Raw genomic sequence first — 26,241 nt, forward strand, 5'->3', positions numbered from 1 at the left:
GCCCGATACACCAAAGCGGAACCGGAGATCAGCGCCTGGCTCAAGCGGGCCGATCAGCCGCCTGACTATGAGACGTCCGGGGTCAAGTACCACTACCTGGCCAACCAGCAAGACACCGCCGGCGACTACGGTCTCTACCGCGTCGACATCGCCCCGGCCGGCGGCGGACCCCCGGCGCACTTCCACCGCGCCATGTCCGAGGCGTTCTTCGTCTTGTCCGGAACGATGAAGCTCTACGACGGCACACAGTGGGCGGACGGCCACCAGGGCGACTTCCTGTACGTCCCGCCCGGCGGCGTGCACGGTTTCCGCAACGAGGCGGACGAACCGGCGTCGATTCTGATGTTGTTCGCACCCGGCGCACCCCGCGAGGCCTACTTCGAGGGCTTCGCGGCGCTGGCCAACATGACCGACGACGAGCGCCGGGAATGGTTCATCCGCCACGATAATTTCTGGGTGCAATAAGCTCATTACCCGTCGCGGAAGCGAGGGGCGTAAGTGCTCCGGTGGCGGCCAAGGGCGCGGGCTACGGGCGTAGCAGATAGTCCTCGGCGACCATGCTGCGCGTGCGCTCGAAGAACGTCCGGCCGCTATAGGGCAATTGGGTGACGACCTTCCCGCTGGCATGCCGAAAGTAGTTGGTACAGGCCAGCCAGACCTTGCCCACCATCGCGGCCTGAATCTCGTCGTTGTAGCGGCGCTGCGCCTCGGCCGTCACCTCGACGGTGCGCGCCCCGCGGCCGCCCATCACCTCGAGGATGTGCCGGATGAAGGTCGTCTGCGCCTCGTGGATATAGATGATCGAGTTGACGCCGTTGGTGTTGGGGCCATACAGCACAAAGAAATTCGGATATCCGGTCACCAGCGTGCCCAGGTACGCCTCGGCACCGTCACTCCAATCGTCGCGAAGGCGGCGACCACCGGATCCGTAGACGTCGATGCTGGCCAGGTAGTCGGCGGCGGTGTATCCGGTGCCGTAGATGATGGTGTCGACGCGGTGTTCGACGCCGTCAACGGTACGCACCCCACGCGCGGTCAGTTCCGCGATCGGGGTCGTTTCCAGGCTGACGTTGGGCAGCGCGAACGTCGGGTACCACTCGCGCGACATCAGGGGCCGCTTACATCCGGCGGGATAGTTCGGTGTCAGCTTCGCCCGCAACTCGGGGTCGGCCACCTTGCGGGCCAAATAACTGCGAGCAAGCTCGGTGGCTTCGAGGGTCTGTGGGTGGTCGACGTCGAAGCTGGCCGACTCGTAAGCGTCGAAGGCCTCGTCGCGCAGCTTCTGCGCCGTTGCCGGTTCGCGTTCGAACAGCTCGTGCTGATCGGGGGTGAACGGGAAGTCGAATCGCGGCGCGATCCATATCGGGGTGCGCTGAAACACCGTCAGGTGGGCGGTCTTTCGCGCTATCGCCGGCACGTATTGGATCGCGCTGGCACCCGTGCCGATGGAAGCGACGCGCTCTCCGTCCGTCGACTTGCTGTGATCCCAGCGTGACGAATGAAACCGGCGCCCACGAAAGCGCTTCGCTCCCGCAATGTTCGGGATGTACGGCAGGTCGAGCATGCCGACAGCACTGACCACCACATCGAAGTCGTGCTGCCGACCGTCGTCACTGGTCAGCGTCCAGCGGCGTTGCGAGTCCGACCAGCGCGCGGTGGTGATCGTGGTGTTGGCCCGCAGGTGCCCGGCCAGCTTGTGCTCGGCGGCCACCCTCTCGAGGTAGGCGAGAATCTCGGGCTGGTTGGCATAGGTCTTGCTCCAACGAGGGTTGGGCGCAAAGGAATACGAGTAAAGGTGGGAGGGGACGTCGCAGGCCGCGCCCGGAAAAGTGTTGTGGCGCCACGTCCCGCCGAATCCGTCGGCCCGGTCGAAGATCGTGAACTCGTGGCCGGCGTCGGCGAGCTGGATGCCCATCGCGATGCCGCCGGCCCCGGCGCCGATGATCCCGACCGACGGCTTCGGGGCCACTATGCCCATTGCGCAAAGTACGGTCGCGCGGGCCGGCTCTTTTCCACCAGGATGAACACCACGCCCCAGGGATCGACGAACCAGGTGGTACGAACCCGCGCCACGTCCGCGACTCCGCTGACCAGGAAGCGCACCCCCTTGGACTCCAGTTCCGCTCGGGTGGCGTCGATGTCCGCACAAATCAGTCCGACGTGCGAGAGGCCGGGATCGGTCAGCCTCCGGCCGTCACCGGGAGGCCCGCCTTCGACTCCGAGGTATTCGATCACCTCGAGCACCCTGTCACCGTCGTCGTCGAATCCCAGGATCGCCGCTTTCATGCTGGGATCGGCCACCAACTCGCCCATATCGTCGCGAATGTCGTTGCCAGACATGACATATGGTGGCGACAGGACACGCAGGCCCAACACATCGCGGTAGAACGCCACCGCGGCCTCGCAATCCGGAACGCACACCCCGGTGTGAGCCAGACCGGTTATCACGTTCTCACCTTACGTCGCCGGACCCAACCGCCCATCCGGCGCCAGCAGAAGCGAATGAGTATGTTTTGGGCCATGCCTTCCAACGACGAAGAGACCCGCTCATGGTCGGAGGGTGACGTCCCGGATCAGAGCGGCCGCGTCGTCGTCGTCACCGGCGCCAACACCGGCATCGGTTACGAGACGGCCGCCGTACTGGCCTACCGCGGCGCCCATGTCGTGCTCGCGGTGCGCAACCTGGAGAAGGGCAACGCGGCGCTGTCGCGCATCGTCGCCGCCAGTCCGCGCGCGGATGTCACGTTGCAGCAGCTGGATCTGACCTCACTGGACGCGATCCGCTCGGCCGCCGACGCGCTGCGCGCGGCCTATCCGCGCATCGATCTGCTGATCAACAACGCCGGGGTGATGTGGACGCCCAAGCAGGTCACCCAGGACGGGTTCGAATTGCAGTTCGGCACCAACCATCTGGGGCACTTCGCGCTGACCGGGCTGTTGCTGGAAAGCCTGCTGGTGGTGCGGGATTCGCGGGTGGTGACGGTCAGCAGCCTCGGGCACCGGCTGCGCGCCGCGATCCACTTCGACGACCTGCAGGCCGAACACGGCTACGACCGGATCGCCGCCTACGGGCAATCCAAGCTGGCCAACCTGTTGTTCACCTATGAGCTGCAGCGCCGGCTGGCGGCGAGGGCCGACGCGAAGACCATTGCCGTCGCGGCGCATCCGGGCGGTTCCAACACCGAGCTGGCCCGCAACCTGCCGGGCGTCTTCCGGCCGGTGAAGGCCGTGCTGGCCCCGGTGCTGTTCCAGAGCCCGGCCATGGGCGCGCTGCCCACGTTGCGCGCCGCCACCGATCCGGCCGTCGAGGGCGGCCAGTACTACGGCCCGTCCGGCTTCCTCGAGCAGCGTGGCCGCCCGAAGCTGGTCAAATCCAGTGCCCAGTCCCACGACGAGGAGCTGCAACGCCGGCTGTGGGCCGTCTCCGAAGAACTCACCGGTGTCAGCTTCCCCGTCTGACGCGCGGATAATGGCTTCGATGCGCTCAGTCGCCGAACATCAGCGGGTCGTCACCGAGTTGATTCGTGCGCGCCCGCCGGTCGCGGTCCCGCTGACCGATGCCCAGGGCCTGGTTCTGGCCGAGGACGTGGTGGCGCAGCTGGCGTTACCGGTCTTCGACAACTCCGCGATGGATGGCTACGCGGTGCTCGCGGAAGATACGACGGGGGCCACATCCGAGAATCCGGTGGTATTGCGCGTCGCCGAGGACATTCCGGCCGGCCGCACCGACGAACTGACGCTGCAGCCAGGCACGGCGCACCGGATCATGACCGGCGCTCCGCTGCCGGCCGGGGCGACGGCCGTCGTGCCGGTGGAGGACACCGACGGCGGCGTGGACGTGGTGTCGATCCGCGCGCCCCGCACGGCCGGCAAGCACATCCGCCGCGCGGGTGAGGACGTCTCCCCCGGCACCACGGTCTTGCGCCAGGGTCAGGTCGTGACGCCGGCCGTGCTCGGCTTGGTGGCGGCGCTGGGCATCGCCGAGTTGCGGGTGATCCCGCGCCAGCGCGTGCTGGTGATCTCGACCGGATCGGAGCTGGTGACGCCGGGCACGGCGCTGCTGCCGGGGCAGATCTACGAATCCAACTCGATCATGCTGGCCGGTGCGGTCCGGGATGCGGGTGCCGATCTGGTCGCCGTCGCGACCGAGGAAGACGAGGTGGCTCAATTCAGTTCGATCATCGACCGATATGCCGCCGAGACCGACCTGATCATCACCAGCGGCGGCGTCAGCGCCGGCGCCTACGAGGTGGTCAAGGACGCTTTCGGGCGCGAGGGCGACCAGGGCGTCGAATTCGTGAAGGTCGCCATGCAGCCGGGCATGCCGCAAGGCGTGGGACGGGTGGCCGGCGCGACGATCGTCACACTGCCGGGTAACCCGGTCAGCGCGCTGGTGTCCTTCGAGGTGTTCATCCGGCCCGCGCTGCGAAAGGCGATGGGCCTGCCGGACCCGGAACGCCCGCGCCGCACGGCCGTCCTCGCCGAGTCGCTGACGTCGCCGCGCGGCAAGCGGCAATTCCGGCGCGCGGTGCTCAACGACGACGCCAGCACCGTCACCAGTTACGGACCGCCGGCGTCGCACCACCTGCGCTGGCTGGCGTCGGCGAACGGGCTGCTCGACATCCCCGAGGACGTCGTCGAGGTGCCCGAGGGAACCAAGCTTCAGGTGTGGGATCTGCGTTAGCCGGCGGGCGTGGCCACGTCCCGATGGAACTCGTCGGCCTTGTCGAAAGCCGGGGTGCAACGGATCGCGACGCCGACGATCGCCATCATCACCGGGATGGTGACCAGCGCCGCCGCCAGCCCCACCCGGCCCGACAGGTGGCCGATCAACGGCGGCCCGAGCAGGTAGCCGAGCCAACCGGTCGCGGCCACGAGGGCGATCGCCGATCCGGCGCCGCTCGCCCCGTAGGCCGCGCTGAAGGCGGTGGGCACCAGCAGCGCCACGCCGACGCCCAGCGCGGCGAAACCGAACACGCTGACCCAGGAGTTGGTGACCGACAGCATCACGCTCATGCCCACGACGGCCACCACCGCCAGCGCCGGCAGCAGCCGGCGGCTGGGCACCCGGGCGTGCAGCCGGGGTGCGCCGAACCGGGTGACGACCATCGCACACGTGTATGCGGCGTAGCTCAGCGCGGCGACGCTCGGTCCGGCGCCGACGACGTTGCGCAGGTAGTTGGCCGACCAGTCGGTGGCCGCGCCTTCGCACAGGAACGACGCGAATGACACCGCGGCGAGGATCGCCACCGCCGGCGTCATCCAGGCGGGCCTACCCCGCGCGGGTGCCGACGACGCGGCGGCGTCGGCCGCATCCGGGATCAGGCGACGGGTCAGCGGTTCCACCACGATCAGAACGACCAGCCCAAGGCCCGTGAGCTGGGCAGTCAGGCCGGCGCCCACGCTGACACCCGCCGCGCCGACCAGGGCCCCCACCAACGCCCCGACGCTCCACATGCCGTGGAACCGCGCCATGATCGGAGCCCCGGCGAGCCGCTCGACCGTGCCGGCCTGGGTGTTCATCGCGACATCCAGCGCCCCCTGAAACAGACCCCACAGCGCCAACGCACCGAACAGAGCGGCCGCGGATCCGGCCAGGCCCACCGTCGTTCCGGCCGCGACATAGCCCGCGACCGTGACCGGGATCAGCCGATGGCTGCCCCAGCGGGGCAGCGCCCAGTGGCTGAGCAGCGTGGCCACCACCGATCCGACCGGCGCGCCGAACAGCGCCGTTCCGAGTGCCGCGTCGGACAGGCCGAGCTCGGCCTTGACGTGGGGAATGTGAGCGGCCCAAGAGGAGAACACCAGACCGTGCGCGATGAAAACGGCGGTGACCGCGACTTTCGCGCGGGGCAACTGTGCTACTCGACGATCGTCCGATTGCATGTCGAAGGTGGGCGTTCCCCCTGCCGGCGGCTACGAATCAGCCGCGGGCTCCGTAAGATGGCCGCGTGGCACGACGCCCCCGCACTATCGGCCCCTCTGCTCAGGACCCAGGCTTCAGCCCGCAACACGCGTTGGACCTGGTGCGCTCCGCGATCCCGCCGGTGCATCCGGCCGGGCGGCCGTTCATCGGCGCCGGACTCGGGCTGGCCCTCGTCGGCCGCAAGCATCGATGGGTGCGACGGGCGGGCCTGCTGGCCGCGGGCGCCTGCGCGGGCTTCTTCCGTCATCCACCGCGGGTGCCGCCCACCCGGCCCGGCGCGATCGTCGCACCCGCCGACGGTGAGATCTGCGTGATCGACTTCGCCGCCCCGCCGGCCGAACTGAGCATGGGCGACGCGCCCCTGCCGCGAGTCAGCATCTTCCTGTCGCTGTTGGACGCCCATGTGCAGCGCGCCCCGGTCAGCGGCGAGGTGATCGCCGTGCAGCACCGACCGGGCCGCTTCGGCTCGGCCGACCTGGCCAACGCGAGCACCGAGAACGAACGCACCAGCCTGCACCTGCGCACCGCCAGCGGCGCGGACGTCGTCGCCGTGCAGGTCGCAGGGTTGCTGGCCCGGCGCATCATCTGCGATGCGCACGCCGGGGACAAGCTGTCGATCGGCGACACCTACGGTCTGATCCGGTTCGGCTCCCGGCTGGACACCTACCTCCCGGCGGGTGCCGAACCGCTGGTAAAAGTCGGCCAGCGCGCGATCGCCGGCGAGACCGTCTTGGCCGAGCTGCGATGATCAGCAAGCCGCGCGGGCGCCCGGCGGTCAACCTGCAGATCCTGCCGAGCGCCATGACGGTGCTCTCCGTCTGTGCGGGACTGACGTCGATCCGGTTCGCTCTCGAACACCAGCCCAAGGCCGCGATGGCGCTGATTGCCGCGGCCGCCATCCTGGACGGGCTCGACGGGCGAGTGGCCCGCATCCTGGACGCCCAGTCGCGGATGGGCGAAGAGATCGACTCGCTGGCCGACGCGGTGAACTTCGGCGTGACTCCGGCGATCGTGCTGTACGTGACGCTGCTGACCACGTCGCCGGCCGGGTGGGTGGTGATCCTGCTGTACGCGGTCTGCGTGGTATTGCGTTTGGCGCGATTCAACGCCTTGCAAGACGACGGCAGCCAGCCCTCCTACGCGCACGAGTTCTTCGTCGGCATGCCCGCGCCGGCCGGCGCGATCTCGATGATCGGCCTTATCGGGCTCAAGCTGCAGTTCGGCGACGGCTGGTGGACGTCGCCGCTGTTCCTGTGCATCTGGATCACCGGGACCTCGATCCTGATGGTCAGCAAGATCCCGATGCGCAAGATGCACGCGGTCGCGGTGCCGCCGAGTTGGGCGGCGCCCTTGCTGGCGGTCCTGGCGATCTGCGCGGCCGCCGCGGTCCTGGCGCCCTATCTCTTGATCTGGGTGATCATCGTCGCCTACCTGTGCCACGTGCCGTTCGCCATCCGCAACTCGCGCTGGCTGGCCGCGCACCCCGAGGCGTGGGCTGACGAACCCCGGCAGCGCCGCGCCGCGCGACGGGCGAACCGCCGCGCACAACCCAACCGCCGGTCGGTGGCGCGGCTGGGCCTGCGCAAGCCGGGCAGGCGCTTGCCGTGAGTCGCTCCGGCGACGACGCGGACCGCTCGCGTCAGCTCACCCTGATAGCCCGGCTGAACACCTCCGCCGTCGACTCCCGCCGCGGCGTCATTCGGTTACACCCGAATGCCATTGCCGCACTGGGGATTCGGGAATGGGACGCGGTGTCGCTCATCGGGTCGCGCACCACGGCGGCGGTCGCGGGCCTGGCCGGCCCGGGCACGCCGGTGAGCACCGTGCTGCTCGACGACGTGACGCTGTCCAACGCGGGACTGCGCGAGGGAACCGCGGTGGTCGTCGGCACGGTCACCGTCTACGGCGCGCGGTCGGTGACGCTGTCCGGCTCGGCACTGGCCACCCAGTCGGTCACGCCGGTCACGCTGCGACAAGCGTTGTTGGGCAAGGTGATCACCGTCGGCGACGCCGTGTCGCTGCTGCCCCGTGACCTGGGTCCCGGCACCTCGGCGTCGGATGCCACCCGCGCGCTGGCCACCGCGGTGGGCATCAGCTGGACCTCGGAGCTACTCACCGTCACCGGCGTCGACCCCGAGGGGCCGGTGAGCGTGCAGCCCAACTCGCTGGTCACCTGGGGCGCCGGTGTGCCGTCCGGCGCCGGTGCCCCGCCGCAGATTTCGGTCGAGATCGCCAGGCCGGAGATGGTCGTCGAGGAACTGAAGGGCACTCAGCCGCAGGCGGCCAAGCTCGTCGAATGGCTCAAGCTGGCGCTCGATGAACCGCACCTGCTCAAGACGTTGGGTGCCGGCGCCAACCTCGGCGTGCTGGTCTCGGGCCCGGCAGGCGTGGGCAAGGTGACGCTGGTGCGCGCGGTGTGCGGCGACCGCAGGCTCGTCACGCTGGACGGCCCGGAGGTTGGCGCGCTGGGCGCCGAGGATCGGCTCAAGGCCGTCGCTTCGGCGGTGCAGACCGTCCGCGACGGGGGCGGCGTGCTGTTGATCACCGATGTCGACGCCCTGCTGCCGGCCACCGCCGAGCCCGTGGCCTCGCTGATCCTGAGCGAGTTACGTACCGCGGTGGCCAGCGAGGGCGTCGCCCTGATCGCCACGTCAGCGCGGCCCGACCAGCTCGATGCCCGGCTGCGGGCCCCCGATCTGTGCGACCGCGAGCTGGGCCTGCCGCTTCCCGACGCCGGCACCCGCAAAGCGCTGCTGGAGTCGCTGCTGCGAAACGTGCCCACTGGTGATCTCAAGCTCGACGAGATCACTTCTCGTACACCGGGTTTCGTCGTCGCCGACCTGGCCGCGCTGGTGCGCGAGGCGGCGCTGCGGGCCGCGTCACGGGCCAGTGCCGACGGCCGGCCGCCCGAGCTGAAACAGGAGGACCTGGTCGGTGCGCTGACCGTCATCCGGCCGTTGTCCCGCTCGGGGAGTGAGGAAGTCAGCGTCGGCAACATCACCCTCGACGACGTCGGCGACATGGCCGAGGCCAGACAGGCGCTGACCGAGGCCGTGTTGTGGCCGTTGCAACATCCGGACACGTTCGCGCGGCTGGGTGTGGAGCCGCCGCGCGGGGTGCTGCTGTACGGGCCGCCGGGCTGCGGCAAGACATTCATCGTGCGGGCGCTGGCCAGCACCGGGCAGCTGTCCGTGCACGCCGTGAAGGGCTCCGAACTGATGGACAAATGGGTCGGCAGCTCGGAAAAGGCTGTGCGCGAGCTGTTTCGGCGGGCCCGGGATTCGGCGCCGTCGCTGGTCTTCCTCGACGAGGTGGACGCGCTGGCGCCGCGGCGCGGGCAGAGCTTCGATTCGGGCGTGACCGATCGCGTGGTGGCCGCGCTGCTCACCGAGCTCGACGGTGTCGACCCGCTGCGCGACGTGGTCGTGCTGGGCGCAACCAACCGGCCGGACCTGATCGACCCCGCGCTACTGCGCCCGGGCCGGCTGGAACGGCTGGTCTTCATCGAACCGCCCGACGCCGCGGCCCGCGGCGAAATCCTGCGCACGGCAGGCAAATCCATTCCGCTGAGCGCCGACGTCGCCCTGGACCAGGTGGCGGCCGGGCTCGACGGCTACAGCGCCGCCGACTGCGTGGCGCTGCTGCGAGAGGCCGCACTGACCGCCATGCGCCGATCCATCGACGCCACCGACGTGACGGCCGACGACCTCGCGGCCGCGCACGAAAACGTCCGTCCCTCTTTGGATCCCATGCAAGTCGAGTCGCTACGGGCGTTCGCCAAAGCTCTGTAGCACGGCCCGTGCCGATACCGCCACGTCCCTTTCCAGCCAAGACGGCATCGGATCATCGTGGGCGTGGCGCCGCACCACCGCATAGGGCAGGTCGGCGATTGCCCGCGCGACTGCGTCGATCGATCGCGCCTTGGCGTTCCCATACAGCTGCCGGGCCAGCTCCGCGACGCGCTGGGTCAGCGGGGCGTTCATCGCGGCGAGCGTCTGCTGGAACGCCGTGTCCGGCTCGTCGTCGAGCAGGTCACCGGGCCGGATCGTCAACAACAGCCGGGCATCCTCGGGAAGGGCGCGTGCGAAGCCGACGGCGGACACGGCCATCGCCACTGCGGCGTCCGTCGGGGTGTCGCCGTCGGCGGCCAGCGCCCTGGTCTGAAAGCGTTCCAGCGCGCGCAGCCACGCCGCGGTCAGGATGCCGTCCCGGTTGCCAAATCGGTGATACAGCGTGCCCGCGGGCGCGCCACTGGCTTTCGCGATTGCGGCCACACTGGCCGCGCGCGGACCGCCGTCGAGCACCAGCGCTCGGGCGGCGTCGAGGATCACATCGGTTTCATGCTTCCGCGGAGGTGCCACAATCTAGTACATTCCTTCTATATGGAACGATTACCCTATATCGATGAGCATGCCATAACCATCGGCGCCGGCCGTGAAGACACGTGGGCGGCCCTGCTGCGGGTGATGTGTCGCGATCCGCACGATCCGTCGAGCGTGCCGTTCGGCTTCACCCTGGACGAAGCCCGACCGCCGGCGCGTTTCGCGCTCAAGGGCCGCCACTGGTTCGCGGTCTACCGATGGGTGTTCGAGCTGGACGCACTCGAGGGCCCCGCGCGCACCCGGCTGCGGGCGGCCACCTGGGCGGACTTCCCCGGTATCCATGGCAAGGCGTACCGGGCGCTGGTGATCGGCTCGGGCGGGCACCGCATCGTTGTGCGGCGGACCCTGAAACGCGTTGCGGCAGCGGTGCTCGACGAGCGGGCGCAGACCGGTGAGGCCGCGGCCGATTACGTGGACGTCTTCGAGGTGCCCATCGCCGCCGGCGACGCGCGCACCGCCGAGCAAGCCTTTCGCGACGGGCTCGGCGACAAGCCGGGCGCGGGCGGGAAGCTCGTGTTGTGGATCCACCGCAACGTGCTGAGGTTGCGGCTGGGTCCGCCGCGCTCGGCCGGTCACCTCATCGGCTGGCCGATCGTTCGTTCGGACCCCGACGAGCTGGTGTTGGCGACCCGCGGGCCGCTGATGCGCGGCGAGCTGACGCTGCGCCGCCAGGACGGTCAGCGGGCGGTGCTCACCACCCGGCTGCACTATCGCCGCCGGGTCGCCGCCCGGGCGGTCTGGGCGTTGATCGGTCCGCTGCATCGGGCGGTGGCGCCACGGCTGATGCGGCGCAGCGCGAGCCGGGGCCGCGCCATGGCGGCGATAAGTTAGTCGGCATGACCAAACGAGCGACCGCTGAGCACCGCCACGCCCGAATCGATTTCGACCGTCAGGTCGGTGCTCATGGCAGGGCCGGCACGCGGTGCAGGGCGCCGATCATGCCGGCGACGTCGGCGGGGCGGGGGGTGTAGCCGGGGAAGTAGCAGCACACCTCGTCGACGTGCTCACCGAACCGCGCGGCGATCTGCCGCGCGCATTCCTCGGGCGTGCCGACAACCCCGATACGGGCCACCATCTCGTCGGTGATCAGCCGACGCATCTCGGCGAAGCGGCCCTGCTTGGACAGCGCGTTGAGTTCGGGCTGGACGCCGGCCCAGCCCTCCACTTCCAGCACGGGCAGATAGGCCGGTGTCGAGCCGTAGAACGCGATCAGGGAAGCCACCCCGTCGATCGCGGTCGCCAGGTCGGCCTCGTCGCGGCCGACGGCCACCATGGCCTGTGCGACGATCTGGAACTCATCGAACGTCCGCCCCGAGCGGCGCAGCCCCTCGCCAATCGCGGGCACGGTGCGCTCGGCGAAGTGGTTGGCACTGTTGAACGGCATCACCAAAAGGCCGTCGGCGACCTCGGCGGCGGTGCGCGTCATCACCGGGCCCAACGCACCCAGCAGCACCGGCGGCGGTCCGAACGGGTTGGGACCGGGATTGAAGCTGGGCGCCATGATGGTGTGCGTGTAGAACTCGCCGCGAAAATCCAAGCGCGCCTGACCTTCCCAGGCAGCGAAGATCGCCTTGATCGCGGCGATGGCCTCGGCCATCCGCGGCGCCGGCCTGCCCCAGCTACTGCCATAACGCTTTTCGATGTGCACCTTGATCTGCGACCCGAGGCCGAGGCGGAACCGGCCGCCGCTGTAAAGCTGCAGGTCATAGGCGGAGTGCGCCATGTGCAACGGACTGCGCGGCGGGGCGATCGCCACGTTGGTCATCACGTCCAGGCCCGTCGTTCCGGCGGCGATCAGCAGCGGAAAGAAGACGTCGTGCTGGCCCTCGAAGGTGAACAATCCGTCCGCGCCGGTCGCGGCGATGTCGGCCGCACTCACCGCCGCCTGCGCGGGCGAACCGCTGACCTGAAGCTGTACCTTCATGCACCCGTCCTTCGCAGGTCATTCGGAAAGCTGAAACTCCACCACCTCGGCGACCGCGTCCACGGCTTCGCGCAGCGCGACGAGCCGGCCGGCGGCCCCCGGCGCCGACAGCACCGAGTACCGGTCGGCGGTCCCGATGGGAATGCGAGACGCCAACGCGAACAAGCGCTTCCCCGCCGGGCCGGTCCGGTCCTCCCCCAGGATCACCTCGCGGCCCGGAAGCTTGATGTCGCGCGCCTGCGCGATCCGTTCGAACAGGGCCATGGCACGGTCTTCGACTTCGAGCAGTTGCGCGTCCGACACCGCGTCGCCGGGCTCGTCGGGCCACAGCGCGACCGTCGCCCGCGGATACGGCTCGTCGGGCAGCCATTCGGACACCCGAATGCGTTCTGCGGTACGACAATTCAGAGTGTACCGCCCCGCGCCGTGGTCGACGCAGTCGGCAATCCGGGACAATACGCCGACGTCGCAACGCGCATCACCGCCACCGACCTCGCGCCCGCGCGAGATCAGCACCACCCCGAACGGATCGCCGGTATCCATGCAGTGGCGCACCAGCGCGCCGTAGCGTGGCTCGAAAATCCGCAACGGCAGGTCCTGGTCGGGCAGCAGCACAGACTCCAGCGGAAACATCGCCAGCTCAACGGTTTCCGTCATCAGATATCCAGTTCGGCCACGAGCGCGTCGACGACCGCACGCAGGTCGCCGTCGTGTTCTTCGGCCACCCTGCGCTGCCGCTGGTAGGACGCGCCCTGCCGCGGGATGTCGGCCACCGCGGCCAGCTCGTCGACGCAATTTAACTTCTTGGCGACCGGCTCCAGCCGGTTCAGCACCTCGTCGAGATCCTCGGTGACCAACCGCTCGTTGCTGTCCGCATCGAGGATGATCACCGCGTCCAGGCCGTAGCGGGCGGCGCGCCACTTGTTCTCCTGGTTATGCCAGGGCGGCATGCTCGGCAACGACTCGTCGGCTTCCAGCCTGCGGTCCAAATCGACCACCAGGCAGTGCGTCAGCGCGACCAGCGCCCCCAGCTCACGCAGGTTGGACACGCCGTCGCAGATCCGCATTTCGAGCGTGCCCAAGTGCGGGGAAGGCCTGATGTCCCAACGGACTTCGTCGACATGGTCGATGATGCCGGTCTTCTTCTGGTCGTAGACGAAACGTTCGAACTCCGCCCATCTTTGGAATTGGAACGGCAGTCCGGCGGTGGGCAGCTGCTGAAACATCATCGCGCGGTTGCTGGCGTATCCGGTGTCCACGCCCGTCCACCACGGTGACGACGCCGACAGCGCCAGCAGGTGCGGATAATAGTTGAGTAGCGACGTCATGATCGGCATCACCTTGTTCGGCGAGGAGATGCCGACGTGCACGTGGACACCCCAGATCAGCATCTGCCGTCCCCACCATTGGGTGCGCTTGATCAGTTCGGCATAGCGCGGGGCGTCGGTGAACTTTTGAGAACTCCACTGCGCGAACGGGTGTGCGCCGGCGCAGAACAGCTCCATGCCGCGATCCCGGACGACGCGGCGCGCCGGCCCGAGGGTCTGCCGCAGATCCTCCATGGCCTCGCCCGCGCTGCGACAGATGCCGGTGACCACCTCGACGGTGTTGCGTAGCAATTCCTTATGCACGCGCGGGTTTTCGCCGATCTCGGCGATCACCGCGGTGGCTTCGTTGCTCAGGTCGCGGGTGTGCGCGTCGACGAGCGCGAACTCCCACTCGACGCCCAGGGTCGGCCGTGGTGAACGGGCAAAATCGATGCGCGAGTTGGCCCTGTTAGCCGGCACCGATGACACCGCACGCCACCCGCTTGCCGGGGTCACCGGTACTCGTCGTCATGTCGTTGGGGCCCGGCGTGCCACTGGTCTGGTTGCTGCCCCCCGCATTGACGGAGTTGGCCGCACCGGCGTGAATGATGATCGAGGTCTTCTGCCCGGTGAGCAGATCCTCCATGGCGAAAGCGTCCGTGGTGGTCATCATCGTGCCGGAGCCGTCCTTGCGCGCCTGCAAGGGGGGCAGGGCTCCACTGGCGGGCTCGCCGGTGTGCCCGGGCGCCTGGAAGTGGTCGCCGGCGGACAGGAAGTCCCCCGGCGCGCCGCCATTCGGGGACGCCGAGTTGGGCTCGCACTTGCCGACCTGATGGATGTGCACATCGTGGAAGCCGGGCGTAAGCACACCGTTGGCGGTCGTCTCGATGGTGATAGTGGCGTAGCCGTTGTTGAATTCGAACTTCGCGGTGGCAACCTGAGTGCCGTCCGGCGCCTTCAGGTGTGTGATCATGCCCGGGGCCGTCTCGGCTCCCGGCTCCGAGGCTTTCTCTCCCGCCGGCGACGGCGACCCGGTCCAAACCGCGGGGGTGGTGCCCGGAGCTGACGACGCGTGCTCGGGCGACGAGCAGGCGCCCAACAGCACGACGCAACCGGCCAGAACCAACGGGGGCAGCAGCTTAGGCATAGCCAGCAGCCTATCGCCTACCTAGCCCGCGACGAGGACGATGACACCCGGTGGCTCGCCGCTGAGCGCGGGAATTCGCGGTTCGACGGGTGCGCCCAGGCTCTTGCCCACCGCATCGGCCGTGGCGTGCTCGTCGCCGGCGTCGGTGTAGTAGACCGTGGTGGCCGAGACGTCGGGCACGGTCATGTTGTCGACCTTGGTCACTTTGAATCCGGCGGACATCAGCTGGTCCTTGGTATGCGCGGCGACACCCTCTTTCGAGGAGATGTTGTAGATCTGCACCTCGGCCTGGGTGCTCGCCGGCTTGTTGGTGGCGGACGTCGTCGCCGAACTGGTGGGGCTGGCGCTGGACACCGCCGACGCCGAATCGTCATCAGAGCTCCCGGAAGACCCCAGCGCCTGCCAACCGAGCAACAGGAAAATGACGCCGAGGAACAACAGCACCATCACCATTGCCCGCAGCGGCAGACCGGTGGAGTCGGGAACTCGTTCTTTCATCGAGCCCTACTGTAACGAGTCAGGTCACCTCGAAGCCGAGGCGCCGCGCCGCGCGCGCCTTCTGCCTGCTGGCACGCAGCCGGCGCAGCCGTTTCACCAGCATCGGGTCGGCGGCCAGGGCCTCGGGACGGTCGACGAGCGCGTTGAGCACTTGGTAGTAACGCGTCGCCGACATCGAGAACAACTCCTTGATGGCGTCTTCCTTCACACCGGCGAACTTCCACCACTGGCGCTCGAAGGCCAGGATGTCGTGCTCGCGGCGGGTCAGCCCATCTGCGATCTCAGAGTCGCCCCCCGACCGATTTGCCCGCGCCATGGCGCTGTCCATATCGCTTCCCCTGGACCCTTCCGGCGAATTCCGAACTGCTCGAATGACTTGACTTAGCTATGGGCGTGTTTCGGCGAATATTGAAACACGCGCCAAACCCTCAAGCCGTCATCCAGACCCGCGAGTCGGCCGATTGATCAAGATTGCCCAGGGTGAAGATCGCGGGCTGGGCGGCCCACGGGCGTGCGGTAGCTTAGCCGACCATGGCAGTCGTTGCGATCCGCATCGTGGGAGATCCCGTCCTGCATACCCCGACACAACCGGTGCCGGTCGCTGCCGACGGATCGCTGCCGGCGGATCTGGCCGAGTTGATCGCGAACCTGTACGACACCATGGACGCCGCGCACGGGGTCGGGCTGGCGGCCAACCAGATCGGGGTCGGGTTGCGGGTTTTCGTCTACGACTGCGCCGACGACCGGGGCCGCACCGAGCGCCGCCGCGGTGTCGTCGTCAACCCGGTCCTGGAAACCTCCGAGATACCGGAGACCATGCCCGACCCGGACAACGACGACGAGGGCTGTCTGTCGGTGCCCGGCGAGTCCTTCCCCACCGGCCGCGCCAAGTGGGCCCGGGTCACCGGGCTCGATGCCGACGGCAAGCCGGTCTCCATCGAAGGCAACGACCTGTTCGCGCGAATGCTGCAGCACGAGACCGGGCACCTGGATGGTTTCCTCTATCTGGATCGCCTCATCGGCCGCCACGCCCGCAGCGCGAAACGCGCCGTCAAGGCCAACAACTGGGGCGTTCCCGGCCTCTCCTGGATGCCCGGCGAGGGACCGGATCCGTTCGGTCACTGATGGTCTCGTGGCCCGACCCGGGAACCCGGGTGACGGTTCGCTACCGCCGCCCGGCGGGTTCGGTGCCACCGTTGACCGATGCGGTGGGCCACCTGCTGGCGGTTGACCCGATGGTGCGGGTGCGGACGAAGACCGGCGCGGTCGTCGAGTTCGCGCCCTCCGATGCGGTCGCGCTGCGGGTGCTCACCGACAGCCCGATCCGCACCTCGCAGATCCGCTCGCTCGAGCATGCCGCCGCCGCGGCGTGGCCGGGTGCGGAGCATCTTTGGCTGGACGGCTGGCTGCTGCGGGCCGGTCACGGCACCGGTCTGGCGGCGAATTCCGCAGTGCCGCTTGGTCGTTTCGCTCGAATGGACACCGTCCCGGCGATCGTCGACTGGTACGAACACCGGGGCCTGACGCCACGGCTGGCCGTGCCCGATCAGGTGCTGACGCTGCCGCCCGGCTCGGCGGTCGAACGCACGGAACAGGTTGTGGTGCGCGATCTTTCGGGCGTCCCGGCCCGCGATGCGGGCGCGCCAATCACCTTGTCACCGCGCCCCGATGACGCGTGGTTGCGGGTATCCGGCGGCCAGATTCCGGTCGAGGTGCTCACCGCCGTCATCGATGGCGAGCTCGCATTCGGGATGCACCGCGACATCGCGGTCGGGCGTGCCGCCGTGACCGAGGCACCCGATGGCGCGCGCTGGGTGGGCATCTCGGCCGTACGCTCCGCGACGGACGCCGACGAGCGGTCGGTGGCGGATGTGTGCGAGGCGTTGTTGGCCTGGGGCGCCGAGCGCGGCGCGACGGGCGGCTACATGCGGGTACCCGACACGGGCGCGACGGCGCTTGCCGCGGCGCTGGGATTCCGGCTGCACCACCGCCGTCGCTACGTCGCGGTGTGCCGGGCTAGCGTCTAGTAATGCCCGACGGGACAACTGATGGCGGCGACCCGCCGCTTCGGATGGCCACCTGGAACGTCAACTCGATTCGTTCCCGGCTGCCCCGCGTCACCGACTGGCTGGCCCGCGCCGACGTCGACGTGCTGGCCATGCAGGAAACCAAATGCTCCGACGGCCAGTTCCCGACTCTGCCGTTTTTCGAACTCGGCTACGAGGTGGCCCACGTCGGTTTCAACCAGTGGAACGGCGTGGCGATCGCCTCACGCGTCGGCCTCGACGATGTGCAGGTCGGATTCGACGGCCAGCCCACCTGGAGCAGCAAGCCAGAAGTTGCCGCCACCGCGGAAGCCCGTGCTCTGGCCGCCACGTGCGGTGGCGTCCGGATGTGGAGCCTCTACGTTCCCAACGGCCGGTCCCTGGGCGACCCGCACTACACATACAAGCTCGAATGGCTTGCCGCACTGCGTGATTCGGCATCGAATTGGTTGCGCGACGATCCCAGCGCGGCGATCGCGTTGGCCGGCGACTGGAATATCGCCCCGCAAGACGACGACGTCTGGAGTATGGAGTTCTACACCGGCGCCACGCATGTCTCCCCGCCGGAGCGCCGCGCGTTCCAAGCCATCGTCGAGGCGCAATTCACCGACGTGGTGCGCCCTTTCACGCCGGGTCCCGGTGTCTACACGTACTGGGACTACACCCAGCTGCGGTTCCCGAAGCGACAGGGCATGCGCATCGATTTCATCCTGGGCTCACCGGCTTTGGCAGGCCGCGTGATCGACGCGCAGATCGTCCGCGAAGAACGCAAAGGCAAGGCGGCCAGCGATCACGCACCGGTGCTCATCGATGTGAGGCCTGCCGAGCCAAGCCCATGACGGTCGGTCCGGAGCGCGCCTCACATCAAGCTCAGGCAATTCTCATGCGACTTCTCGTTGTCTGCGCGATCACATGGTGGCAGGCTTTGGAAATCAGAGGCAAAGACAGGGAGTCATCATGAGTGTCATCGGCGGAGCAGTCCGAGGCGTGAGTCAGGCGGTGAACCGCGCGGCGACCGCGACGACCGCGGCCGCCGGTGCCGTGGGTGGCGCGGCGGTCAACGGGGTCATCGGCGGCGTCACCGGAGCCGCGGAGGGCGTCAAGCGCGGCATGAACAGCGGTAGCCACTCGGCGCCCGCGGCGGCGCTGGCCATCGGCGCGCTGGGCGTCGCCGGGTTAGTGGAGTGGCCGCTGCTGCTGGCGGTCGGCGGCAGCGCTCTGCTGTTGCAGAAGTTGAGCCGCAAGCAGCAGGGCGAGACGCCCGCGGTCAAGGCGAACCTCAAGGCGGTGCCCGTGCAGCCGGCGCCGCAGAAATCGGCGCCCGCCAAAACCCCCAGCAAGTCCACGGCCAAGAAAACGGCCGGACGCCGGGCGGGCACCACGAAGTTGCGCAGCACCAATTAGCGGCCGCTGCCGCTCAGCCGGTTGCCCGGCTGTACATCGCGGAGGCCAATTGCGGCAACGGCAGGCGCACCACGCGCTCGTCGGAGTGGGCGGATGGATCCGGGCAAGTCGGGCCCCGAACCACCCGGGAGGGCCCCGTCGCGCCGCGACGAGGCACCTGATCGTTGTGCCGGATCTCGACAACCCCGACGCGCCACAACAGCGCATAGAGTTCGATTAGCGGCACCCTCAGCACCGAAGCAAACGATGTAACTAGCGGATCGCCCCCGGTGCCGGTCATCGTCGACATAAGTCCGACGGTGGACGCGCGAACCAGCGAGATGGGAAACCCTTCGTTACCGAAAGGCAAATGATGGCGGAAAAGAAGTCGCGGCGCGGCACATCCCAGCGCGAGGCGGTGGATAAGGTCCGCGAGGGCGAAACGTTTGTGGTGAACCTGCCGGCGGTTGGCCAGGTGGAAATCCCCAGGCCAGAGCAGCTGGCCTACTTCGGTGGGCTGGCGGCCCTGGCGGCCCTCGAACTCATCGACTGGCCCGTGGCCCTGGTCATCGCCGCCGGACACTTCCTGGCAAGCAACCACCACAACAAGCTGCTGGAGGAGCTCGGCGAGGCAATGGAGGAGGCCTAGCCGGTCAGACTCGCGGCTGAGCTGCCCGCCGCCGCGTGGTCGAACCGCAGGGTCACCCGGGTGCCGGCCGAGGTGCGCCGCGTTTCGACGTCGTCGGCCAGCCCGCTCATCAGGGTGAGCCCGCGTCCACGGCGGCGGCTTCGCAGGCTGGCCGACGAATCGCCGACCCACCGGCCGGTATCACTGACGGTGATCACGACGGTGCCCTGCTGCAGGAACGCCTCGACGGAGACGGTCTGGCGTGGCTCATCGCGGCTGCCGTGTTCGATCGCGTTGGTGACCGCTTCACCGGTTGCCAACAGGATGTCCGTTTCGCGATGCGGCTCGACGACAATGGTCTTCAACCAATCGCGCAGCTGTTTGCGCGCGACGGGAATCTGAGCGGGTGCGGCCGGTACCACGGTGGCGAAGCTGGCCGCCGCCGCGTGGCTTGGCCGCAACGCGAGCACCACGACGTCGTCGCGGTAGCCGGACGGCGGGGCCATGCGGGCCAGCAGCTCCGCGCAAATTCGTTCCACGGGCAGGCCGGCGCACTGCGCCGCGGCTGTCTGCAGCCGGTCGAATCCGTCGTCGAGCGACTCGCCGGACCGCTCGATGAGTCCGTCGGTATAGAGCAGGATCAACCCGCCCGGCGGCAGCTCGGCCCTCGCGGTGTCACCGGGGGGCCGGTCGGCCGCGTCGTGCGCGCCGGTTCCCTTCACCGACACCGGGGCACGGCGACCGGATTCCAGGTAGACCGCCCGCCCGCCGGGCAGCACCAGCAACGGATAGGGGTGCCCGGCGCAGCTGTAGCTGACGGTGGCGGCCCCGCCGCGGGCTTCGATGTCGATCTGCGCGTACGCCACCGTCGCGCAGCGCGCTCCGTCGACGCTGGCGGCGTATCGGTCCAGCGCGCCCAGCACCGCGTCCGGTTCGCCCGTGGTGAGCGCGGAGGCGGCGACCGCGGCGCGCAGCCTGCTCATCACGATCGCCGCCGCCAGGCCGTGCCCGACCACGTCACCGACCGATATCGCGATCCTGCCGGGGCGATCCAGCGGGGTGACCGAATACCAGTCGCCGCCGACGCGCATCGCCTCCCCCGCCGGCTGGTAGACGGCCGACACAACCGCGGCGGTGGAGCTGCGATCCAGGTCGAGCAGGTGTTCTTGGAAGTCGACGGCGATCTCGTGTTCGCGGGCCATCAAACGAACCCGGTCCAGGGCCGAGGAGGTCAGGTCGCTTATGCGGGCAAAGGCTTCGAGTTCGGCGGCGTTGAATTCGCGCGGCGCCGGCCAAAGCAACGCCAGCACACCCAGGGTGCGGTCGGAGCCATCCCGCAGCGGGTGGGCCACGCAGGCGCGGATGCTTCCAGCGCTGTCCTGCACGGCGTGCTCGTAACGCGGGGGCAGCTCCAACGTGTCGGTGACGATCATCGATTCACCCGTGCGCACGACATCGGCTCCGATCAGCGGAGCGTCGAGGGCGACCACGTGGTAGCGGTCGCGGAACTCCGAGGGCAGGTCGCCGGCGTATTCGAACCGCACGGACTTCTCGCCGTCGAGGACTCCGATCGCGACCGCACCAGCGTCGCCCGAACCGAGGGACGAACCCAGCAGGGCGTCCATGATTTCGCCGACCGAGCCGGCGCCCTGCAGCGCCGAGTCGAGGTGCACCAGATCGGCGGCCAGGCCCGACTGTGCCTCGCGACGCTGCCGGTCCCGCTCGCGGCCTACGGCGGACAACCTCGACGCCAGCCGGTCGATCAGCTCTTGGGACCGGAACGGCTTGGGCAGGTAGTCGTCGGCCCCGCCGGCGTAGCCCTCTTTGACGGCCTCGGCGCCGGCGCGGGCGGACAGCATCAGGATCGGCGTCGCCGCCAAGTCCGGGTCGGCGCGTACCGCGGCGACGAATCCGAAGCCGTCGAGCCCCGGCATCATCACGTCGGTGACGATCGCGTCCGGGCGCAGGTTCCGTGTCGCCGCCAGCGCCGACTCGCCGTCGCCGACCAGAGCCGTTTCCCAGCGGGCCGACAGCACCCGGTCCAGGTGCGCCCGCATGTCGGCGTTGTCGTCGGCGATCAGCACCAGTTGGCGGGCCCTTTCAGGTGTGGCGGCGGCGGTTTCGTCGCCCGTCATCACCCACTGACTCGCCTCAGCGACATAGGGATTGGTCTTATCCGGTCCGGCGGGCGACGGATCGACGGCCGTTCCCGAGACCGATCGCGGCACCCGGATGGTCACGGTCGTCCCCCGGTCCAACTCGCTGTCGATTTTCACTGTGCCGCGGTGCAATTCGACCAAACCTCGGACCAGAGACAAACCGATGCCGGTGCCCTCGACGCTGCGGCCACGAACGTTGTCGGCGCGGTAGAAGCGCTCGAACAACAGCTTCAGATCCTCGGTGCCGATCCCGACGCCGGTGTCGCGCACGGCGATCACGCAGTCCCCTGCCTCGGTTCGTACCTGCACCGAAATCGTGCCTCGCAGTGTGTATTTGACGGCGTTGGACAGCAGGTTGAGAAGGATCGTCTCCCACATGCCCGGATCGATGTCGGCCAGGGCCGGCACGCAGTCCAGCTCGAGGTCGAGCCCCGCCCGCCGACACAGCTCTGTGAACGACGACGCGATCTGTGCAGTGAGCGCGCCGACGTCGGTGCGCACCAACTTCGCGTTGGCCCGGCCGGCCTCGATGCGGGAGAAGTCGAGCAGTGAGTCGACCAGGCGCTGCAACCGCCGCGCGTTGCGTCCCGCAGTGGTAAGCCGCTCCGCGAGCACGCTTTCCGGTGCCGCGTCCAACAGCGCGTCGTCCAGCGGTCCGAGCAGCAGCGTCAGCGGGGTGCGGAACTCATGGCTGACATTGGTCAAGAATGCCGTCTTCGCCCGGTCCAATTCGGCCAGCGCATCGGCGCGGTGCCGTTGCTGCTCGTAGGAAACGATCGAGGCGAACGTCGACGTCAACTGGTCGGCCAGCAACTGACAGAAGCCCCGAAATTGCGGGTCGAGGGGGCGCCGCGGGCTGGCGCCGACCACCAAAGCCCCCGCGATCGAGGCCTCCTCCAGCGGCAGCACCAGCATCTGCTGCGGACAGTCGGGGCCCAAAACCTCGTCGGCGCCGGGGATGGCGCTTACGACGTCCTCGATGACCTGCCCCTCGGCCCGGGACCGCGTCGCCGCATCCCAGTCGGTCAACTGCGCCAGCTCGACGGGCAGCAGCGTCTGCACCGATGGCGTCGCGCCCCGCAGCGTGACGTCCCCGGTCTCGCCGGCGGCGGCGTACACGGCGATGAACGACAGGTCGGCGGGCTGCGATGCGCACACCCTGACTGCGACACCGACCGCGTCGTCGATACTGCGGCTCTCAACTATCGCCGTGGCAACGGTATTGAGCAGATGCAGGCGCCGCTCGCTCAGCACCCGCTCGGTGGTCTCGTAAGACGGGCAGAAGATCCCGAAAGGCTTACCGTCGGTGCCGATCATCGGGCTGTAGGTGAAGGTGAAGAACCTTTCGACGCGCCGCCCGGCGGTCACCATCGCCAGCATCAGGTCTCGTGACCACGTCGCCTCACCGGACGCGACGACGCCGGCCAGCATCGACCCGATCGAGTCCCAGATGTCCCACCACACGTCACGACCCGGCTGGCCCAGGGCGGCCGGGTGCTTGTCGCCGAGGATCTCGATGTAGGCATCGTTGTACACCACGAACAGGTCCTCGGTGCCCAGCCACAACACGAGTGGGAACCGCGACGCCAGCGTGGTCGCGACCGCTGCGCGCATCTCGGTGGGCCAGCCCCGCGGCGGCCCCAGCGGATGAGTGTCCCAGTCGAACTCGGCGAACCGCCGGCCCATCTCACCGCCCAGGGAAACAGCGGCGGCCAGGTCGGCCGGCAGTCGCGAATCCGTCACTGGCGTCTTCGCTGCAACGCCGCGGAAAGGGTGGGATAGATGTCGAAGACCCGGTCCAACTCGGTGACCTGGATCGGGCGTAGCACCTGGTCGTGGTCGGCGACCAGGCGAACCGACGTCCCACCGGCTTTCCCGCCTTCGTGACAGTCGAGCACCGCGTTGAGCGCAGCGCTTCCAAAGAAGTCGACAGCCTGCAAATCGATGACCACAGGTCGGACCGGCTGCGCCGAGGCCAGCCCGAGCGCGTTGGTCAGGTGAGCGGCAAGCTCACCGACGGTACTGGAGTCGACATCGCCTTTGACGCGCACAATCACCGCATCGTCGTGGGCCTCGTGTTCGACCGCCAACAACTTCATGCCTTCCGCCGCAGTCAACATCGGGATCTGCAACCGCGAAGACCGATGACGCGGCGGGTATGCGCGGTCGCGCATCGCAGACCACCAGAGATTAGCGTCTTCGCGAACTGCTCGTTCGCCGATTGGCTGGTTACCCGGCGGGCTCGGGGAGGATCCTCTCGTGCACGGTCAGCAGCAGATGGTCGAACTGACTCTGCAGAGCGGCCGCCGGTGCCGGCAGAGTGGCCACTTCTGTGAGCAACTGCTTGGCCAGCGCACGAAGTTTCACGTTGGTCTGCTGCGAGCGCCACTGCAACACGCGAAAAGCCTGCTCGGCGCTGACCCGATAGACGAACATCAGGATGCCCTTGGCCTGCTCGATGGCCGCGCGGCTCTCGAACAGGTCCGGCAGCGCCTCATCGAGCACTTCTTGCCGAGTCTCGTCGAAGGTGTTGGTGAGGTCGATGTAGTAACCCTCGGTGCCCAGCACCGCGCCCGACTCGTCCAGCATGCGGTCGGCGACGACGATGGCGTCGTGCACGGTGCCCGAGGTGTCGAGGAACCGGTGCCTGCTCGAGAACGACTCTTCGGACTGCAACGCGTAGTCGAGTAGCTCCTGCACATGCGCGCGGTCCTCGGGATGTTTGTGCGACATCAGCAGTTTGGTCGTCGGCACGACTTCCCCCGGTTCGTAGCCGTGCATCCTGGCGACCTCGTCGGACCACTCCCAGCGTTGGCCCAGGAACCAGAAGCGGAACGCGCCGATGTTCAGGTATTTGGGAGCCGGCTCGATGGGCTCGGGAAACCCCATGCCGCCCCCATCGGATGACGATTCCCCTGCTCGCCTGCGCTGTTGCACGTTTGCATTTTTCCACCAAGGGAATGTCCTCGGCTACCGCCCCGGCAGAAATGGCCGTCGCTCATGCCACTCGGCGCGGCGTGGGGGTAACGTCGCGTGCGGACCCATCCATACGACGCGGGAGCGCACGCCGAGTGCGCTGAGAGGACGGCTCGGGGCCGTCGACCGTACGAACCTGACCGGGTAATGCCGGCGTAGGGAGATGAAAAATGACTGATGTCCTTTCCGGAACTGCGTCGGGCGCCGCTTCGCCCAGCGTTGAGCCGGCCGTGACCACCGGGCCGATCGCGGGCAGCAGCAAGGCCTACCGCGAGATCGCGGGCCCGGACGGAGGCACCCTGCGGGTGCCGCTGCGGCGCGTGCACTTGTCCACCGGTGACGACTTCGACCTGTACGACACCTCGGGGCCGTACACCGATCCGGACGCGACGATCGATCTGACGGCCGGGCTGCCGGCGCGGCCCGGCGTGGTGCGCGATCGCGGCACCCAGCTGCAGCGCGCCCGCGCCGGCGAGATCACCGCCGAGATGGCCTACATCGCCGCCCGCGAGGGCATGCCCGCCGAGCTGGTTCGCGATGAGGTCGCGCGGGGTCGGGCGGTGATCCCGGCCAACCACAACCACCCCGAGATCGAGCCGATGATCATCGGCAAGGCGTTTGCGACCAAGGTGAACGCAAACATCGGCAACTCGGCGGTGACGTCCTCGATCGCCGAGGAGGTCGACAAGATGGTGTGGGCCACCCGGTGGGGCGCCGACACCATCATGGACCTGTCGACGGGCAAGAACATTCATGAAACCCGTGAGTGGATCCTGCGGAATTCCCCGGTGCCGGTCGGCACGGTGCCGATCTACCAGGCCCTGGAGAAGACCAAGGGCGACCCGACGGAGCTGACGTGGGAGCTCTACCGCGACACCGTGATCGAGCAGTGCGAGCAGGGCGTCGACTACATGACCGTGCACGCCGGCGTCCTGCTGCGTTATGTGCCGCTGACCGCCAAACGGGTCACCGGCATCGTCTCCCGCGGCGGCTCGATCATGGCGGCCTGGTGTCTGGCGCATCACCGGGAGTCGTTCCTGTACACCAACTTCGACGAGCTCTGCGAGATCTTCGCCCGCTACGACGTCACCTTCTCTCTCGGTGACGGCCTCCGGCCGGGCTCGATCGCCGACGCCAACGACGCGGCGCAGTTCGCCGAGCTGCGCACCCTGGGCGAGTTGACCAAGATCGCGAAATCCCATGGTGTGCAAGTGATGATCGAGGGGCCGGGACACGTCCCGATGCACAAGATCGTCGAGAATGTGCGGCTCGAGGAGGAGTGGTGCGAGGAGGCCCCGTTCTACACGCTGGGCCCGCTGGCCACCGACATCGCGCCGGCCTACGACCACATCACGTCGGCGATCGGCGCGGCCATCATCGCCCAGGCCGGCACCGCGATGCTCTGCTACGTGACCCCCAAGGAACACCTGGGGCTGCCGGACCGCAAGGACGTCAAGGACGGCGTCATCGCCTACAAGATCGCCGCGCACGCAGGCGATCTGGCCAAGGGTCACCCGCACGCGCAGGAACGCGACAACGCGCTGTCGACCGCACGGTTCGAGTTCCGGTGGAACGACCAGTTCGCGCTGTCGCTCGACCCGGACACCGCGCGGTCCTACCACGACGAGACGCTGCCCGCCGAACCCGCCAAGACCGCGCACTTCTGCTCGATGTGCGGGCCGAAGTTCTGCTCGATGCGTATCACCCAGGACGTCCGCGACTACGCCGCCAAGCACGGCCTGGACAGCGAGGAAGCGATCGAGGCGGCCATGTCCGAGGGCATGGCGGAGAAGTCGCGCGAGTTCGCCGAGCACGGCAACCGGGTGTATCTACCGCTGGCACAGCAGTGATCGCGAGCGCGCCGCA

The 26,241-nt window shown here is 68.6% G+C and carries 27 protein-coding genes and 1 riboswitch; of the genes, 13 read left to right on the forward strand and 14 right to left on the reverse strand.

What is annotated here, in order from left to right; translation table 11 throughout:
- Positions 1-465, forward strand: a 465-nt coding sequence (locus A5753_RS04145; RefSeq protein WP_067123719.1) for a cupin domain-containing protein, incomplete at its 5' end; no start/stop codon positions are given.
- A 61-nt stretch (positions 466-526) separates the two neighbouring features.
- Here A5753_RS04145 and A5753_RS04150 read toward each other — a convergent pair.
- Positions 527-1,978 carry an NAD(P)/FAD-dependent oxidoreductase gene (locus tag A5753_RS04150; protein WP_082971165.1) on the reverse strand — a complete coding sequence of 484 codons (1,452 nt, stop codon included), beginning with the start codon at positions 1,976-1,978 and terminating at the stop codon, positions 527-529.
- A complete protein-coding gene (locus tag A5753_RS04155; RefSeq protein ID WP_067123723.1) occupies positions 1,969-2,448 on the reverse strand; it encodes a VOC family protein in 480 nt (159 codons plus the stop codon). Before A5753_RS04155 ends, A5753_RS04150 begins: the two co-directional genes overlap by 10 nt.
- Positions 2,449-2,520: 72 nt before the next feature.
- On the opposite strand from A5753_RS04155, the gene A5753_RS04160 reads away from it, so the two are divergent.
- Together A5753_RS04160 and glp are read left to right on the forward strand one after the other, a co-directional pair.
- Positions 2,521-3,459, forward strand: a complete 939-nt coding sequence (locus A5753_RS04160) for an SDR family NAD(P)-dependent oxidoreductase (protein WP_067123870.1) — start codon at positions 2,521-2,523, stop codon at positions 3,457-3,459.
- 19 nt (positions 3,460-3,478) lie between these two features.
- Entirely contained in the window at positions 3,479-4,684 is a 1,206-nt protein-coding gene (glp, locus tag A5753_RS04165) for a gephyrin-like molybdotransferase Glp (protein WP_067123872.1), read from the forward strand.
- Here glp and A5753_RS04170 read toward each other — a convergent pair.
- Positions 4,681-5,886 carry an MFS transporter gene (locus tag A5753_RS04170; protein WP_067123725.1) on the reverse strand — a complete coding sequence of 402 codons (1,206 nt, stop codon included), beginning with the start codon at positions 5,884-5,886 and terminating at the stop codon, positions 4,681-4,683. The genes glp and A5753_RS04170 overlap by 4 nt on opposite strands.
- Before the next feature lie 65 nt (positions 5,887-5,951).
- Between A5753_RS04170 and A5753_RS04175 the strand changes: the two genes are divergently transcribed.
- From A5753_RS04175 to A5753_RS04185, 3 genes are read left to right on the forward strand one after another with little or no spacing between them, the layout of a single operon-like run.
- Entirely contained in the window at positions 5,952-6,674 is a 723-nt protein-coding gene (locus A5753_RS04175) for a phosphatidylserine decarboxylase (RefSeq protein ID WP_197694580.1), read from the forward strand.
- Entirely contained in the window at positions 6,671-7,534 is an 864-nt protein-coding gene (gene pssA, locus A5753_RS04180; RefSeq protein WP_067123727.1) for a CDP-diacylglycerol--serine O-phosphatidyltransferase, read from the forward strand. The genes A5753_RS04175 and pssA overlap by 4 nt, the downstream gene beginning before the upstream one ends.
- Entirely contained in the window at positions 7,531-9,717 is a 2,187-nt protein-coding gene (locus tag A5753_RS04185; protein WP_067123729.1) for an AAA family ATPase, read from the forward strand. Before pssA ends, A5753_RS04185 begins: the two co-directional genes overlap by 4 nt.
- On the opposite strand, the gene A5753_RS04190 is transcribed toward A5753_RS04185, so the two are convergent.
- Entirely contained in the window at positions 9,691-10,287 is a 597-nt protein-coding gene (locus tag A5753_RS04190; RefSeq protein ID WP_067123731.1) for a TetR/AcrR family transcriptional regulator, read from the reverse strand. The genes A5753_RS04185 and A5753_RS04190 overlap by 27 nt on opposite strands.
- A gap of 21 nt (positions 10,288-10,308) precedes the next feature.
- On the opposite strand from A5753_RS04190, the gene A5753_RS04195 reads away from it, so the two are divergent.
- Entirely contained in the window at positions 10,309-11,139 is an 831-nt protein-coding gene (locus A5753_RS04195; protein ID WP_067123733.1) for a DUF2867 domain-containing protein, read from the forward strand.
- A gap of 70 nt (positions 11,140-11,209) precedes the next feature.
- On the opposite strand, the gene A5753_RS04200 is transcribed toward A5753_RS04195, so the two are convergent.
- From A5753_RS04200 to A5753_RS04225, 6 genes are read right to left on the reverse strand one after another with little or no spacing between them, the layout of a single operon-like run.
- Positions 11,210-12,232 (reverse strand): TIGR03617 family F420-dependent LLM class oxidoreductase, encoded by a 1,023-nt coding sequence (locus tag A5753_RS04200; protein WP_067123735.1) that lies wholly within the window; start codon positions 12,230-12,232, stop codon positions 11,210-11,212.
- Positions 12,233-12,250: 18 nt separating this feature from the next.
- On the reverse strand, positions 12,251-12,889 hold the full coding sequence (locus tag A5753_RS04205) for an LON peptidase substrate-binding domain-containing protein (protein WP_067123737.1): 639 nt from the start codon (positions 12,887-12,889) through the stop codon (positions 12,251-12,253).
- Positions 12,889-14,019 carry a glutamate--cysteine ligase gene (locus A5753_RS04210; protein WP_067123739.1) on the reverse strand — a complete coding sequence of 377 codons (1,131 nt, stop codon included), beginning with the start codon at positions 14,017-14,019 and terminating at the stop codon, positions 12,889-12,891. The genes A5753_RS04205 and A5753_RS04210 overlap by 1 nt, the downstream gene beginning before the upstream one ends.
- Positions 14,009-14,686, reverse strand: a complete 678-nt coding sequence (locus tag A5753_RS04215; RefSeq protein ID WP_067123741.1) for a superoxide dismutase family protein — start codon at positions 14,684-14,686, stop codon at positions 14,009-14,011. The genes A5753_RS04210 and A5753_RS04215 overlap by 11 nt, the downstream gene beginning before the upstream one ends.
- 21 nt (positions 14,687-14,707) lie before the next feature.
- The gene (locus A5753_RS04220) at positions 14,708-15,184 is read right to left on the reverse strand and encodes a LytR C-terminal domain-containing protein (RefSeq protein WP_067123743.1); all 477 of its coding nucleotides are present in this window, start codon (positions 15,182-15,184) and stop codon (positions 14,708-14,710) included.
- Positions 15,185-15,203: 19 nt separating this feature from the next.
- The gene (locus A5753_RS04225) at positions 15,204-15,512 is read right to left on the reverse strand and encodes a DUF3263 domain-containing protein (RefSeq protein WP_067123745.1); all 309 of its coding nucleotides are present in this window, start codon (positions 15,510-15,512) and stop codon (positions 15,204-15,206) included.
- A 203-nt stretch (positions 15,513-15,715) separates the two neighbouring features.
- On the opposite strand from A5753_RS04225, the gene A5753_RS04230 reads away from it, so the two are divergent.
- From A5753_RS04230 to A5753_RS04245, 4 genes are all read left to right on the forward strand, one after another.
- Entirely contained in the window at positions 15,716-16,309 is a 594-nt protein-coding gene (locus tag A5753_RS04230; protein ID WP_067123747.1) for a peptide deformylase, read from the forward strand.
- Positions 16,309-17,211, forward strand: a complete 903-nt coding sequence (locus A5753_RS04235; RefSeq protein WP_067123748.1) for a GCN5 family acetyltransferase — start codon at positions 16,309-16,311, stop codon at positions 17,209-17,211. Before A5753_RS04230 ends, A5753_RS04235 begins: the two co-directional genes overlap by 1 nt.
- A 2-nt stretch (positions 17,212-17,213) precedes the next feature.
- Positions 17,214-18,068: an exodeoxyribonuclease III gene (locus A5753_RS04240; RefSeq protein ID WP_067123750.1), complete on the forward strand. Its 855-nt coding sequence runs from the start codon at positions 17,214-17,216 to the stop codon at positions 18,066-18,068.
- 118 nt (positions 18,069-18,186) lie between these two features.
- On the forward strand, positions 18,187-18,633 hold the full coding sequence (locus tag A5753_RS04245; protein WP_067123752.1) for a hypothetical protein: 447 nt from the start codon (positions 18,187-18,189) through the stop codon (positions 18,631-18,633).
- Between the two features lie 13 nt (positions 18,634-18,646).
- On the opposite strand, the gene A5753_RS04250 is transcribed toward A5753_RS04245, so the two are convergent.
- A complete protein-coding gene (locus A5753_RS04250) occupies positions 18,647-18,922 on the reverse strand; it encodes an Rv1535 domain-containing protein (protein ID WP_231989990.1) in 276 nt (91 codons plus the stop codon).
- A 63-nt stretch (positions 18,923-18,985) separates the two neighbouring features.
- Here A5753_RS04250 and A5753_RS04255 point away from each other — a divergent pair, with 63 nt between their 5' ends.
- Positions 18,986-19,261 carry a hypothetical protein gene (locus tag A5753_RS04255; protein WP_156655941.1) on the forward strand — a complete coding sequence of 92 codons (276 nt, stop codon included), beginning with the start codon at positions 18,986-18,988 and terminating at the stop codon, positions 19,259-19,261.
- On the opposite strand, the gene A5753_RS04260 is transcribed toward A5753_RS04255, so the two are convergent.
- The 3 genes from A5753_RS04260 to A5753_RS04270 all read right to left on the reverse strand — a co-directional run bounded on the left by A5753_RS04260 (position 19,258) and on the right by A5753_RS04270 (position 24,288).
- Positions 19,258-23,142 (reverse strand): SpoIIE family protein phosphatase, encoded by a 3,885-nt coding sequence (locus tag A5753_RS04260; RefSeq protein WP_067123758.1) that lies wholly within the window; start codon positions 23,140-23,142, stop codon positions 19,258-19,260. The two genes, A5753_RS04255 and A5753_RS04260, sit on opposite strands and share 4 nt — an antisense overlap.
- Positions 23,139-23,498: an STAS domain-containing protein gene (locus A5753_RS04265; protein WP_067123876.1), complete on the reverse strand. Its 360-nt coding sequence runs from the start codon at positions 23,496-23,498 to the stop codon at positions 23,139-23,141. Before A5753_RS04265 ends, A5753_RS04260 begins: the two co-directional genes overlap by 4 nt.
- 130 nt (positions 23,499-23,628) lie before the next feature.
- Positions 23,629-24,288, reverse strand: coding sequence for a PAS and ANTAR domain-containing protein (locus A5753_RS04270; protein ID WP_067123759.1), 660 nt, complete (start codon positions 24,286-24,288; stop codon positions 23,629-23,631).
- A gap of 155 nt (positions 24,289-24,443) precedes the next feature.
- Positions 24,444-24,554: riboswitch (TPP riboswitch) on the forward strand.
- On the opposite strand from A5753_RS04270, the gene thiC reads away from it, so the two are divergent.
- Positions 24,546-26,225 (forward strand): phosphomethylpyrimidine synthase ThiC, encoded by a 1,680-nt coding sequence (gene thiC / locus A5753_RS04275; protein ID WP_067123761.1) that lies wholly within the window; start codon positions 24,546-24,548, stop codon positions 26,223-26,225. It overlaps the preceding riboswitch by 9 nt.
- Positions 26,226-26,241 lie beyond the last annotated feature (16 nt).

This window comes from Mycobacterium sp. 852002-51971_SCH5477799-a (genome assembly GCF_001667145.1).
Lineage (GTDB): Bacteria > Actinomycetota > Actinomycetes > Mycobacteriales > Mycobacteriaceae > Mycobacterium.